This is a genomic window from Clostridioides sp. ES-S-0005-03 (genome assembly GCF_020658455.1).
Classification (GTDB): Bacteria; Bacillota; Clostridia; order Peptostreptococcales; family Peptostreptococcaceae; genus Clostridioides.
Genome location: NZ_JACVWI010000002.1, coordinates 327103 through 341265, shown reverse-complemented (window position 1 = coordinate 341265; position 14163 = coordinate 327103). Strand labels below are relative to the sequence as shown.

Below are 14163 nucleotides of genomic sequence, written 5' to 3'. Positions count from 1 at the left end.
CATTTAGATACTTGAAAATACTGGAAAATATATGGTGTAATAAAAAATCTTGAATAACTTTAAAGAATTGAATATATATAATAAATATTTAAATATATTTAAATAAAAAAATACAAAAACCGACAATTATATAGTGCACAATTAAAATATTTTGCAATTGTAGTATTATAGGGGAAAATGCAAAATATATGCGAAAGTAAAATTTTAAATATTGACATTAAATTAAATATAATATACTATGTAAGTGTGATGAAACATTTTTTTCAGAGGGGATTTATAGTGAATATAAAAAAAGTATTTAATAACAATGTAGTAGTAAGCTCCCTAGAAGATGGCACAGAAATAATTGTAACTGGTGCTGGAGTTGGATTCAAGAAAAAAGTAGGAGATTTGATAGATGAAAGTTTGATTTCTAAGAAATATTTTGTTCAAGATAATCAAAAAGACAAATACAATCAAATACTTAATAAAACCTCAATTGAATATTTTAAAATTTCAGAAGAAATTATAGAAAAAGCTAATGAAGTTTTAAATACTCAAGTAAATGATTCAATAATATTGGCTTTAACTAGTCACATAGAATTCGCTGTCCAAAGAGAAAAACAGGGTATAAAATTACCAAACCTGATACTTAATGAAACAAAACAACTTTATAGAGAAGAATTTGAATTTGGATTATGGGCAATTGATGAAATTGAAAAAAAGATAGGTATAAAGTTGCCTGAAGATGAAGCAGGGTATATTGCTATTCATATAATCAATGGATTAGAAAATTCTCAAAAAGATGAAGGTATTAATATACTAGAGTTTTCAAAACAAGTTGTTCAGATAATAGAAGAAGTACATGGATTTAAATTAGATGTAAACTCACTGAATTACTCTAGGCTTATAACTCACTTAAAGTTTTTCGTTCAAAGAATTTTAAGAAAAGAAACTTACAAAGATAGTGATGTTGAAGATATGTATAAACTAGTAAATAAAAACTATAATAAACCTAAAGTATGTACTGAAGAAATTGCAGCATTGGTATTAGACAGATTTGAATATAAAATTAGTAAAGAAGAAGAATTATATCTAATGATTCATATAAATAAAATAACAAACAGTGGTTGTTAGGATTGTAACTGATAAAGCAGGCAAAACCTAAGTCATTGAACTTAATTTTAGTTAAGTTTTTTGATTTAGGCTTTTTTATTGAATACAGACAGTGACTTTTAGGATTGTAACTGGTTAAGCAGGCAAAACCTAAATCATTGAACTTAATTATTAGATTAAGTTTTTTGATTTAGGTTTTTTTATTAAATAAACACAATGGCTTTTAGGATTGTAACTGATTGAGCAGGCAAAACCTAAATCATTGAACTTAGTTATTAGATTAAGTTTTTTGATTTAGGCTTTTTTATTAAATACAAACAGTGACTTTTAGGGTTGTAACTGGTTGAGCAGGCAAAACCTAAATCATTGAACTTAGTTATTGGATTAAGTTTTTTGATTTAGGTTTTTCTATAAATTAGATTATGTTTTTTATATAAAAATAGGAGGGTGAAAATATGAAAAAAAATAAGTTAGGTCTATGGAATTTCTTCCAAATGTTAGGAAAAACGTTTATGTTCCCAATAGCATTACTTAGTGTTTCTGGTATGATGCTAGGTCTTGGGGCTGGTTTTACAGATCCTAAGATGATTGCAATGGTTCCATTTCTAGGAAATGAATATGTTAATATGATTTTAAATTTCATGTTAACAATAGGATTATTTGCATTTAATAACTTGGGAGCATTATTTGCAATGGCAATTCCATTAGGATTATTAAAAAAAGAAAAAGAGTTTGGTGCATTTTCAGGTTTAGTAGGATTTATAGCAATGCATATAGGTACAAATTTTTATTTAACAAGAGCTGATTTATTAGTAGCAGCAGACCAGATGTCAACTAATGGTCAAGCCATGATTATGGGTATACAAACATATAACACAAGTGTTTTAGGTGGTATTATAGCAGGTTTAATTGTTTATGCAATGTATGATAAAGTTAGTAATTTGAAAATACCAGAATCACTAGGATTCTATAGTGGACCAAGATTAGTTCCAATTGTTAGTTTAATAGTTATGAGTATTGTGGGATTATTAATACCTATTGTTTGGCCACCATTTTTCAATGCGTTCCAAAGTTTAGGAAGATGGATTTCTTCAGCAGGACCATTAGGATATTTCTCATATGCAGTAGCTGAAAGGGTTACAATACCATTTGGATTAAACCACCTTGTAACATCTGTATTCCGTTTTACACCAATAGGTGGAACTGCTGTTATTGATGGAGAAACATACTTTGGAACATTGAATATGTTTATGGCATATGTGGAGAATAATCAGATTATACCTCTTGATTTAGCTGGTAAAATGGAGCAAGGTAAATTAATGATTCAATATGGTTTAGCTGGAGCTGCATTAGCTATATATCGTACAGCAAAACCAGAAAATAGAAAAGCACTTAAAGGACTTTTAATATCAGGAGTGTTGACAGTTATTATAGGTGGAATAAGTGAACCAATAGAGTTTTTATTCTTATTTATCTCACCAGCATTATTTGCTTTCCATACATTTATGAATGGTTTAGCAAACATGGTACTTCCATACTTAGGTGTATTGATGGGATTCACAGGAGATTTAATAGCCTTTATAAGTTTTGGAGTCTTGAGAGGAACAGCTACAGGATGGCCAATAGCAGTATTAGTAGCAGCTTTATACTTTGCAATATATTACTTTGTATTTAAATGGGCAATTATTAAATTTAATATAAAAACTCCAGGACGTGAAGATAAAGAAATAAAAGTTTCTGAAGGAAATGGTTCAGATTTTAAAAATCTATCTACATACAAAGGTCAGCAAATGATAGCAGCGCTAGGAGGGAAATCTAACATACTATCATTAGATAATTGTGTAACTAGATTACGTTTAAAATTACAAGATGTATCACTAATAAATGAAGATGCAATTAAAGAAGCTGGTGGTATAGCAGTTGTTAAATTAGATGAACACACAATTCAAGTAATTATAGGTACTCAAGTGTATTCTTTAAGAAAGCAAATGGATAAGGCGATGGAAGGTCATTTGGAGGAATGTAATGATTAACTTTGATAAAAAAGTAAACCGATTGGGTACATATTGTACCCAATGGGATTATGTAGAAGATAGATTTGGAAAAAAAGGATTACTTCCTTTTACAATATCAGATATGGATTTGGAATTTCCAAATGAGATAACAGAAGTATTGAAAGAAAGATTAAATCATAGAGTATTAGGATATAGCAGATGGAAGCACGATGATTTTAAAGATTCTATCAGAAATTGGTACTCTAAGAGATTTAATTGCAGTATTGATAGCAATTGGATATATTACAGTCCAAGTGTAATGTATTCAATTAGTAAACTCATTGAAATTTTTAGTGATGAAGGAGATGGAGTATTACTAAACACTCCTGCATACAATGCTTTTTATGAAGTAATAGGAAATAACAATCGCAATATTATAAAATCTCCTCTTACAAATAAGAATGGATTTTACTCTATTGATTTTGATGATTTTGAGAAAAAATGTAAAGATTCTAAGATATTTATTTTATGCAATCCTCATAACCCAACAGGTAGGGTGTGGAGTGAATTAGAGCTTATTAAGATGGTAAGGATTTGTAAGGAAAATAATGTAAAAATAATATCAGATGATATACATATGGATATTGTATATGATAGTAAAATGACACCTGTTTTAAATGTGGCAGACAATTATTTGGAGTCTATATTTATTTGTACATCAGCATCTAAGTCTTTTAATATACCAGCATTGACTGGGTCATATGTAATTATACCTAATGAAGAGATAAGAACTAAGTTTGAAAATATAACTAGATATCGTGATTTTGTAAATTCACCAGCTATACTAGCTATTTTGGGAACAATGACTTGTTATAATGACTGTGAATATTGGCTAGATGAGTTACTGAAATACATTAAAGAGAATCTTCAATATACAATTAACTATATAGAAGATAATTTAAGGCCATTAAAATTGGTTATGCCAGAAGGTTGTTACTTTGCTTGGATTGATTTCTCGGAGCTTAAAATAAGTAGTGAAAAATTCCAAAATCTATTAATAGATATTGGTGAAGTTGCTATTATGGGAGGCAAGGTATATGGAGAAGAAAGTGAGTTTTATTTGAGGTTAAATGTGGCATGTTCAAGAGAAAAACTTGAAGATGGTTTAAATAGAATTAAAAAAACTATAGATTATATTGCAAAAAATATTTAATATAGAAGGGGAGATGATTATGAACTATTTAAAAACAATGGTTGATGTTATGACTACTGAAATGAATGCTATAAAGTGTTTAATAGATGAAGCAGGTATTGAATATGAAAATATAGTTAATGAAATTGCAAATTGTAAAGGTAAAGTGATTTTTATGGGTGTAGGTAAATCTGCACATATAGGTAAAAAATTGGCAGCTACATTTGCAAGTACTGGTACACCAAGTTTTTTTGTACATGCAACAGAGGCAGTACATGGAGATTTAGGAATGATTGAAAGTCGAGATATTACAATTTTAATCTCAAATAGTGGTAATTCTATGGAAGTTGTAAATTGTATAAAATATGTTAAGGCAATAGGTTCTAAAACAATTGCTTTTACCTCAAATAGAAATTCAGTATTGGCAAAGGAGTGCGATTATGCTTTAATATATCCTGCAAAGGGTGAAGCTGACCACTTAAATTTAGCACCAACAACATCATCTACGATTACTTTGGTTTTAGGAGATTCTATTGCATGTGCATTATCTAAAAACAGTAATTTTGACTCAGCTGATTTTTATAAATATCATCCAGGAGGAAGTTTAGGTGAAAAACTAAAGGCAGCTAATAATGGTTAAAAGTAAAAAGGAGAGTATATTTTATGTTTAAAATGTTTAAGAAAAAATCAATAAAATCACCAATATCAGGAAAGGTAATAGAGTTATCTAAAATACCAGATGCTGTATTTTCTCAAAAACTTATGGGCGAAGGTGTAGCTATAGATTCTACAGGTGATATTGTTTATGCTCCATCTAATGGTAAGGTGGCAGTTTTAGCAGAAACTAAACATGCACTTGTTATAGAATTAGAAAATGGAATGGAACTTCTTATTCATGTTGGTTTAGATACTGTAAACTTAAAAGGTGAAGGATTTGAAGCATTAGTAAGTGTAGGAGACCAAGTAAAAGAGGGGACACCAATGTTAAAAATTGACCGTTCATTAATTGAATCAAATGGTATCTCACTTATTACTCCAGTTACAATAACTAATCATTCGGAGTACAATATGAATACATATAATGTAGGTAATAATGTAGAGGGTGGAAAAGATACTGTAATTGAGTTTAAATAAAAAGTATAAAATAAAAGATTACTGTCTATAAACTTATGTTGTACAATGTAAATTTAATATAAATATGTTAGATAAAAAGGGACTTACTTGATTTTAAATTGAGTGGTTCCTTTTATTTTTTGTAATTAGTTTTACACTTTTTTATGTAATTAGTTTTATACTCTTCTCTTTGTATATAAGAATAGCTAATTATAAATAATAATTGTTCAAATAGAGATTTAAATATATTGTTTTGAGATACATTATAATTTAAACGTTGTATAATATATGAACTTCATAAACTTAAAATAGAAATGTTGACAATTATAATAAACTTTAGTAATATATGTTTATTGAAATAATAAACCATATGCTGGAGGTGAATAATATGAAGATTGAAAATCTTTCTATTAAAGATATCAAAAAAGGTTATGTATTCAATGCAGATTTAAATTGTTATAGTTGCATTATTTGTGGAAAAACGTATGAAGTAGGAGAAATATACAGAGTTGGTGATAGATTTTTTGAAGCATCAAGAGCTATTGAATTGCATACAGAATTAAAACATGGTAACTATTTGGAACAATTGGTCAATAATGATTCAAAGTACAATACATTAACAGATAATCAAAAACAATTATTTAAATTATTTATTAGTGATTTATCAGATAAAGAAATTGCAAAAGAGCTTGGTGTATCTACTTCTACAATACGTCATCAAAAATTTATGTTTAGAGAAAAAGCAAAACAAGCTAAGCTATACTTGGCTTTATATGAATCTGTATTTGAAGATAAATCTAATAGAGATAGTATTATAATACCAATCCACGAACATGCCAAAATGGTGGATGAGAGATACGTAGTAACTGAAGAAGAAAGAAAACACATTTTAGAAATATCATTTGAAAGTATGAATCCTCTAAAATTAAAAGCTTTTTCATCAAAAGAAAAGAAAAAAGTTGTTATTTTGTCTAAAATTTTAGAACAATTTGAGCAAGGAAAGCAATATTCAGAAAAAGAAGTTAATCAAATTTTAGAGTCTATATATTATGATTTTGCAACGATTAGAAGATATTTAATTGAATATGGTTTTATGAGTAGAAATAAAGAATGTACAAAGTATTGGTTAACATAATAAAAAGCCAAAACCTATCAGTATATAAAGCTATTTCTTGCTTGATTAGATGTGAAAGGAGTTAAAAATGAATGATGAGTTGAAATCTATTTTGTACAATGAAGGTGTAGACATTATTCGTTTTGTTGATATATCTGAATTTCCAATAAATCAAACACTAGGCTTTTCTAAGGCGATTTTATTTTGTATAGGATTATCAAAGAAGTTTATTAAAGATATATATAATAATTTACCTACAGACAGAGATGAGTTTTTGGAAAAAGAGGAAAAGGTGGAAAAACTAGCTGATTGGATTTCTGAATATCTTCAAAAAAAAGGTTATAGTGCTTATGCTCAATCAGAAAAAAATAATATAGAACACAGATACATTGAAAGAGGATATATTGACCCTAAGATGCAATCAGGTATTAGCCCTTTACCACATAAGACAATAGCAAATATTAGTGGTATTGGATTCATGGGGAAAAATAATTTATTTATCACTGAGGAATTTGGATGTGCTTTTAGCATGTGTACAGTACTTACGGATGCACCAATTTCTGTTGAAAAGCATCCTTTGATTGCTTCAAAATGTGGTGATTGCAGTGTTTGTGTAGAAAAATGCCCTGCAAAAGCTATACATGGAAATGCTTGGACTTTTCAAGGGGGAAGAGAGTCTATAATCGATATTTCTAAATGTTTTTGTGTTTTAAAATGTATGGTAAATTGCCAATGGTCATTGAAATATGCAAATCAAAAACTATAATCTAGATATAAGATAGATATTTTTATTGTATTTTAGCTTTCTTAAAAAAATAAGCTTATAGGGTGCTTGATAATTGCACCCTTTTTAATATTATTAAATATAATAATTTAGACTGATGTTAATGATAGTCTGAATTAGGATTAATATTATCATGTTTTTTATCAAAGTCAAGAATAAAGTAAAAATAAAATAATATGTCCTTCTTTATTTTTCTAAAAATGTATTGTATTATTGATTCAGTGGTAAATACGATGAAATTAAGTTGGATAACAATAATTATTCAGTATTTACATTACATTATAAGTTGGTTATGTGTATCAAACATAGAAGAAAAGTAACATATGATTTTGTGTGAAATGAACTAAAAAATATATTTATTCATATTACACCGAATTATGGAGTGGAGGAGAAAGATTATGAAAAAAGATACATCTCATGTAATTAAGCGGGCCGAGCGATTTCAGGTCATTTTGATTGGAGAAGGGCTTCTTGTAGGCGCTATAGCTGGTTTGATTGTACTTTTATATAGGATACTTTTGGGGCAGGCTGGTATCTGGCTTAACCAAATATTAAATTTTGCAAAAGGTTCAACTGTGAAAACAGCAGTTTGGTTTGCAGTGCTTGCACTGCTTGCGTGGATTGTATCAAGGCTAGTAAATTGGGAGCCAATGATTTCAGGTAGTGGTATTCCTCAGCTAGAAGGAGAGATGACAGGGAAAATCAAGCAAGTATGGTGGCGTGTGTTGCCAGCCAAATTTGTTGGAGGATTCTTATCGCTTATGGGTGGTCTTGCCTTGGGAAGAGAAGGACCTTCTATACAGCTTGGTGCTATGGCAGGAAAGGGTATTTCCAGAGCTCTTGATAGAGGAAAGACAGAGGAAAAGTTCTTGCTTACTTGTGGGGCAAGTGCAGGATTATCAGCAGCCTTTCATGCACCACTGGCAGGCGTCATGTTTTCACTGGAAGAAATACATAAAAACTTTTCAGTGTCTGTTTTGATTTCTGTGATGACAGCATCTCTAACAGCGGACTATATATCAGCTAATTTTCTAGGAATGGAATCAGTGTTCCAGTTTGATATTGGAAATGTGTTACCACAGAGTTATTATTGGTTGATACTGATTTTAGGTGTTGTGCTTGGCGTTATGGGGGCATTTTATAATTGGTTTACCTTATTTGTTCAGTCTTTATATAAAAAGATTCCCCAAATAGGTATATTTGGAAAAATATTGATTCCATTTTTTATGGCTGGTATTTTGGGTCTTTTGATGCCTGAGGTGCTTGGAAGTGGGCATAATCTGGTGGAAGCACTAACAAGCCATGAATATTTGTTGGGAATGGTAGTTTTGATTTTTGTCATCCGTTTTGTATTTTCGGCTGTTAGTTTTGGGTCTGGTGCGCCAGGAGGAATCTTCTTCCCGCTACTTGTTTTAGGAGCCTTTATTGGGGGAATGTTCGGAATGGTAGGTGTACAGTTTTTTGGAATGAACTTAGACTATGTCAATAATTTTATACTTCTGGCTATGGCAGGGTATTTTACTGCCATTGTACGTGCGCCTTTGACTGGAATTATATTGATTTTTGAAATGACAGGTTCTGTCAGCCAGATGCTTTCCCTATCCGTTATTTCAATTGTGGCGTATATTGTGGCTACACTTCTGAAATCTAAGCCGATTTATGAAAGTCTTCTGGAGAGATTACTTGAGAAAAATGGAGAACCTGTTCATAGAGAGAGGGGAGAGAAAATACTAGATCAGTTTTCCATTATGTTTGGTTCTCCTGTTGCTAACAAAGCAATTCAGGATATTCAATGGCCAGAAAATTGTCTTTTGGTAGCCATTCAAAGAGGAGGAGAAGAAATTATTCCAAAAGGAAAAACAATTCTTAAGGCAAGTGATATAATTGTTACCATGACAGATGAGAGAGACAGTAGTGTTGTGTATGATAAAATGGAAAAACTTTGCAAAGAAAATACATCATATATTGTCTAGGGATAATAAGCTATAAAAAAGATGTTTTCTGTGTGAATGAAAACTAGTAAATAATGTGTGTGTAGAATGTGGTCTGGACAATTCTAAGAGTGATATCAGCTATACTTTTAGATGGAGGTTAAATTATGATAGTAAGTGTAAGTAGAAGAACTGATATACCTGCTTTTTATAGTAAGTGGTTTTTTAACAGACTTAAAGAGGGTTTTGTGTATGTTGTTAATCCGATGAATCCAAAACAAGTCAGTAAGATAGAGTTAAATCCACATACTGTTGATTGCTTTATATTTTGGACAAAAGATGCAACTCCAATGATATGTGATTTGAACAAATTAAAAGACTACAAATATTATTTTCACTATACTATAACTCCATATGGTAAAGATGTAGAAACACGAATTTTAGATAAAAAGAAGATAATAGAGTCATTTAAAGAATTGTCTAGAAGCATAGGAAAAGAAAGAGTAATTTTGAGATATGACCCAATTTTTCTAAATGAAAAGTATAACTTAGATTATCATATAAAAGCATTTGAGAGATTATGCAGTCAACTTAATGGATTTACAGAAAAATGTATAATAAGTTTTATAGATTTATACAAGAAAACAAAAGTTAATACAAAGTCATTACATATAAAACCTATACAAATTAAAGAAATAGAAATATTGTCGAAGGAACTTTTTAGAATATCTAATAAGTATAATATAACACTTGAAATATGTTGTGATGAATATAATTTAAGTAAGTTTGGCATTGGAAAAAGTAAATGTATTGATGATAAGTTAATATCAAAGATTATAGGTAGTGAAGTGAAAGTCAAAAAGGATGATACACAAAGGGATATTTGTGGATGTGTTAAGAGTATTGATATAGGGCAGTACAATACTTGTAGACATTATTGTTTATATTGTTATGCTAATTTTAATTATACACGAGTAGAAGAAAATTGTAGACTATATAATGAAGAAAATAGAGTACTTGTAGGTGCTATAAGAGAAGATGAAAAAATAACTGTTAGAAATATGAAGACTATTAAAGTAGATAAAAACAATAATAATCAGATTAGTATATTTGATTAAAAGTAAATATAAAATGGTTACTACTTTAATATGTTGAAAAAATATATAAAAAAGTAAATGTAAAATAAACACTATTTTAATGTGTTAAAAAAATATAAAATTGTAATAATAGAACAAGTATAAATAGATGTTTTCTATAAGATAATAATTACTATAAAATGTATGGGGTTATGACAATGCTCTAGAGAGAAGCAATTCAGTAATTGTACTGTTTAGCTTCTCTCTTTTAATATTTATTACTATTTATGGTCTTATTAAGATTCATTCATAAGTGATAAATTAGTGGCAATATAGACTCTTAATTATAGCTAAATCAGTGATAAACACAGTATTTTAGAGGATAATCAATTTTTCATTTTAATTTATATAAATAAATATCTATTTTATTGTGCTTAACATAAAAACACCAAACATGATTAATATTATTCCAAGAAAAATAGCAAGCCACTCTCTTTTATTTTTCTTTTCTTTAAAGAAGATAATTCCTCCTAAAGTAGCTACTATAACACAACTCTGAGAAATAGAAAAACTTATCGTAACTCCCAAAGTATTGGTTGTAATAAACATACCTAAATTTGCTATTGACCACAATACTCCAGTAATTAGATTAAATAAAACATTTTCCTTATGTAAAGTCTCTCTAGAAAAATACTTAACAATAATTGATGCAGTTATTAACATCCCAACAGATTGAGGCAATATAATTCTATATCCTTCAATTGAAAATATTTGATTGGCTACAACATATAATGCTAAAAACAAGGATGATAATAATGTAACTCCAATACATTTCAACATATTGCTATTAGTAGATTTTTTTGTTTGATAATTTGTGAGAAGTATACCTATTATTATACATAAGATTGATAAGGTGCCAATCAAAAACATTTTAGAACTAGTCCATTCATTAAATAAGATTACAGCTAGTAAAGTTGTAAAAGTTAATTGTGAACCATTTGAAATTGGCATTACTTTAGATACACTAGCAATTTGAATTGCTTTAAACTGCATTAACTGACCTAAACTCCAAAATATCCCAGAAATCATACTCACACAAAATGAAAAAAATGTAATCTCAGGATGCATAACCAAAGTTATTATAGTGGAAAATATAAACGCACTTATAGAGGTACCTAAAAGTTGTTCGTAGGGAGAACTTTTTTTGAGGTTTGCAGCTATGGGCATTAATCCCCACCCTATTACAGGAAGTAATGCAATAATTATTGTCAGCATTAAATTATTTCCTTTCATATTAAATTTAGACAGTTTTTAATTTATCATCTAAAATTAAAGTATTCAATACATAAAAATTACCGTATTTAATCAGGAAATATTAGTAGTTTTGTAGAAAAACATTTTCCATTAAAATAAAAACAAAGGGAAGGAGTAAGTTTGAAAATGTTAACTGATATGATTCAAAATCGTGAAATTAGAATAATAAAGTTTTTATTAAAAGAAGGTCATACAACTGTTAAAGCAATAGCAGATGATTTAGATGTTTCAGAAAAAACAGTTTCAAAATCTCTCAAAGAAGTAGAAATAGTACTTAAAAAGATAGGTCTTTCTTTAGTGAGAAAACCTAAAATAGGTGTTTATATTGAAGGAGATTTAAGAAAAATACTTCCTTACCTAGATAATAAAGGAAGTCAAATTCCTACAACAAGAGAGGAGAGAGTTATATATATATACTCAATTTTGTTAAAAAGTAATGATTATATTACTATACAACAACTTTCTGAAGAATTATATATAAGTCGAGGAACAATTGAAAGAGATTTAGCTGAGGTTGAAAAATTACTAAAAAGTGAAGGAGTTTCTATATATAAGAAACCTAGTAAAGGAATTAAATTGAATATAAGTGAAAGAGACAAAAGACAGCTTACTGCTAAGTTTATACATAAATTTTGGAGTAGAAATTGGTATATTAAGCAAGAACAAGAAAGTTTTTATCAAGCTTTTGAAAAGATACAAGCAGATGTGAATGGTATCTTTTTTGAGGATGATTTATCTATCATTATTGAGATTCTTAGAACTTTTAGTGAGGAAAGAAAATTTGAGTTTTCTGATTATGAATTTCAATCACTGGTTATTCATTTAGCTATAGCAGTAGAAAGAATTAGAAAAGGTGAATACATAGAAGAAAATTTATATACTAATAAGATAGAAAATAATCAAATGCCAAATACAAATTATCTAGCAAAGCAACTAGAAGAAAAATTTTCAATATTATTGCCAAATTCTGAAATTGGATATATAAATCTGCACTTAGTAGCTGCTGACCAGCATAGAAACACTACTGAACTAAAAAGTAATTCAAGTAAACCTTATGAAGCGAATACAAACAATATCTCAAATCTTCGAGAAATTATCAAAAATACATTGTATAAGACAGCCTATGATAAAGATTTAATTGATGGATTAACTACACATATACATTCGTCGATAAATAGATTGACATATGGTCTTAGTATCAAAAACCCATATGTAAACACAATTAAGCAAAACTTTTCTCTATCATTTGAACAAGCTTTAAACTTGAAAAAAGTAATTGAATTTATATATGATATTCGAATAAATGATGACGAATGTGCTTATATAGCACTACATTTTGAAGCTTTTAGAGAAAGAATGAAAGAACTACCACAAAGCATTAGGGTAATTCTAGTATGTAGTACAGGGTTGGGTTCTTCTAGGTTATTATCTGCAAGGTTAAAAAAATACTTCCCTATGGTAAAGATTGAAAAGATACTTTCTGTCCAAGAATTAGTATCTAGTAAAATTGATGCAGATTTAGTAATCAGTACTATTTATTTAGAATTAGAAACTATTCCAACTATAGTAGTTAGCCCTATTTTAAATGAAAATGATATAAGAACTTTAGAGAAAAACATACAAAATGTTCCAAGAACTACTTCTGGAAAATCTAAATCTTTTAAAAAGTTAATATTTGAGGAAAATATTTTGTTAAATATTGAGGCATCAGATTATGAAGATGTAATTAGATGTATAACAGATAACTTAATAAAAAGAGGTTATGCGAAAGAAGGTATAGCTGAAAGTGCGATTGAAAGAGAAAATTTATCTTACACATCTTTTCAATATATAGCTACACCTCATGCTAATCCTAGTTATATTAAAAAATCTAATATATCTGTTGCAACTTTAAAAAATCCTATTATATGGGGAAATGAAAATGTAGAAGTTGTTTTCTTTATTTCATTAGAAAATGACAAAAATTTGGAGCTTGATGAAATATATGAAGTTTTTTATGACTTCATTGACAATAAAAAAAATATAAATAACATATTAAGTGCAACTTCACCAAAAGAAGTGTACGATTTGCTAATGGAGGAGAATATATAGTGAAAATATCAGATGTATTGAAGGAAGAGCAGATTGTTTTTAATCTTGATGCAACTACCAAGGAAGAAACAATAAAAAAATTAAGTAGTATATTTGTTGAAAATGGGATTGTGGATAATGAAGAAGAATATGTTAAGTCTGTTTTAGAAAGAGAAGAACATGCAACTACAGGTATTGGGAATGGTATTGCTATTCCTCATGGGAAAAGTGATGCTGTTAAGAAATCTTCTATAATATTTGCAAAATCCAAAAATAAAATTGAATGGGAAGCCTTAGATGAAAAACCAGTAGATAGCATTTTCTTGTTGGCTATAAGTAACATTGATAAAGACAGTAACCACCTTGTCTTATTGTCTAAATTGGCAACTAAGTTAATGGATGATGACAATGTGGATGCATTAAAATTAGCTGATTCAGCACAAGAAGTAATTAAAATATTTAATGAGGGAGAAATGTAGA

General features: G+C 28.8%; 12 protein-coding genes. 11 read left to right on the top strand and 1 reads right to left on the bottom strand.

The window, feature by feature from the left end; all coding sequences use genetic code 11:
- Positions 1-279: 279 nt before the first annotated feature.
- From IC218_RS10625 to IC218_RS10585, 9 genes are all read left to right on the top strand, one after another.
- A complete protein-coding gene (locus IC218_RS10625; protein WP_227481988.1) occupies positions 280-1116 on the top strand; it encodes a PRD domain-containing protein in 837 nt (278 codons plus the stop codon).
- A gap of 434 nt (positions 1117-1550) precedes the next feature.
- Entirely contained in the window at positions 1551-3128 is a 1578-nt protein-coding gene (locus tag IC218_RS10620; RefSeq protein ID WP_227824379.1) for a PTS transporter subunit EIIC, read from the top strand.
- A complete protein-coding gene (locus IC218_RS10615) occupies positions 3121-4302 on the top strand; it encodes a MalY/PatB family protein (protein WP_227824378.1) in 1182 nt (393 codons plus the stop codon). Before IC218_RS10620 ends, IC218_RS10615 begins: the two co-directional genes overlap by 8 nt.
- Positions 4303-4321: 19 nt before the next feature.
- Positions 4322-4921, top strand: a complete 600-nt coding sequence (locus IC218_RS10610; RefSeq protein WP_227481991.1) for a KpsF/GutQ family sugar-phosphate isomerase — start codon at positions 4322-4324, stop codon at positions 4919-4921.
- Positions 4922-4944: 23 nt separating this feature from the next.
- Positions 4945-5415: a PTS glucose transporter subunit IIA gene (locus IC218_RS10605; RefSeq protein WP_227433904.1), complete on the top strand. Its 471-nt coding sequence runs from the start codon at positions 4945-4947 to the stop codon at positions 5413-5415.
- A 367-nt stretch (positions 5416-5782) separates the two neighbouring features.
- Complete coding sequence (locus tag IC218_RS10600) at positions 5783-6529, top strand: DUF2087 domain-containing protein (protein WP_227824377.1); 747 nt, start codon at positions 5783-5785, stop codon at positions 6527-6529.
- A 67-nt stretch (positions 6530-6596) separates the two neighbouring features.
- Complete coding sequence (locus IC218_RS10595; protein WP_227824376.1) at positions 6597-7274, top strand: epoxyqueuosine reductase; 678 nt, start codon at positions 6597-6599, stop codon at positions 7272-7274.
- A 416-nt stretch (positions 7275-7690) separates the two neighbouring features.
- The gene (locus IC218_RS10590) at positions 7691-9265 is read left to right on the top strand and encodes a ClC family H(+)/Cl(-) exchange transporter (protein WP_227824375.1); all 1575 of its coding nucleotides are present in this window, start codon (positions 7691-7693) and stop codon (positions 9263-9265) included.
- 125 nt (positions 9266-9390) lie between these two features.
- Positions 9391-10341, top strand: a complete 951-nt coding sequence (locus IC218_RS10585) for a DUF1848 domain-containing protein (protein ID WP_227824374.1) — start codon at positions 9391-9393, stop codon at positions 10339-10341.
- Between the two features lie 378 nt (positions 10342-10719).
- Here IC218_RS10585 and IC218_RS10580 read toward each other — a convergent pair whose 3' ends face one another.
- Complete coding sequence (locus IC218_RS10580; RefSeq protein ID WP_227433909.1) at positions 10720-11574, bottom strand: GRP family sugar transporter; 855 nt, start codon at positions 11572-11574, stop codon at positions 10720-10722.
- Between the two features lie 165 nt (positions 11575-11739).
- On the opposite strand from IC218_RS10580, the gene IC218_RS10575 reads away from it, so the two are divergent.
- Positions 11740-13704: a BglG family transcription antiterminator gene (locus IC218_RS10575; RefSeq protein ID WP_227433994.1), complete on the top strand. Its 1965-nt coding sequence runs from the start codon at positions 11740-11742 to the stop codon at positions 13702-13704.
- Positions 13704-14162, top strand: coding sequence for a PTS sugar transporter subunit IIA (locus IC218_RS10570; protein WP_227433910.1), 459 nt, complete (start codon positions 13704-13706; stop codon positions 14160-14162). The genes IC218_RS10575 and IC218_RS10570 overlap by 1 nt, the downstream gene beginning before the upstream one ends.
- Position 14163: the final 1 nt, after the last annotated feature.

What these genes read in the sequence shown, in the direction of transcription:
- IC218_RS10610 (WP_227481991.1), top strand. Translation starts at nt 4,322, where the DNA reads ATGAACTATTTAAAAACAATGGTTGATGTTATGACTACTGAAATGAAT.
- IC218_RS10580 (WP_227433909.1), bottom strand. Translation starts at nt 11,574, where the DNA reads ATGCTGACAATAATTATTGCATTACTTCCTGTAATAGGGTGGGGATTA.
- IC218_RS10585 (WP_227824374.1), top strand. Translation starts at nt 9,391, where the DNA reads ATGATAGTAAGTGTAAGTAGAAGAACTGATATACCTGCTTTTTATAGT.
- IC218_RS10575 (WP_227433994.1), top strand. Translation starts at nt 11,740, where the DNA reads ATGTTAACTGATATGATTCAAAATCGTGAAATTAGAATAATAAAGTTT.
- IC218_RS10600 (WP_227824377.1), top strand. Translation starts at nt 5,783, where the DNA reads ATGAAGATTGAAAATCTTTCTATTAAAGATATCAAAAAAGGTTATGTA.
- IC218_RS10590 (WP_227824375.1), top strand. Translation starts at nt 7,691, where the DNA reads ATGAAAAAAGATACATCTCATGTAATTAAGCGGGCCGAGCGATTTCAG.
- IC218_RS10595 (WP_227824376.1), top strand. Translation starts at nt 6,597, where the DNA reads ATGAATGATGAGTTGAAATCTATTTTGTACAATGAAGGTGTAGACATT.
- IC218_RS10620 (WP_227824379.1), top strand. Translation starts at nt 1,551, where the DNA reads ATGAAAAAAAATAAGTTAGGTCTATGGAATTTCTTCCAAATGTTAGGA.
- IC218_RS10605 (WP_227433904.1), top strand. Translation starts at nt 4,945, where the DNA reads ATGTTTAAAATGTTTAAGAAAAAATCAATAAAATCACCAATATCAGGA.
- IC218_RS10615 (WP_227824378.1), top strand. Translation starts at nt 3,121, where the DNA reads ATGATTAACTTTGATAAAAAAGTAAACCGATTGGGTACATATTGTACC.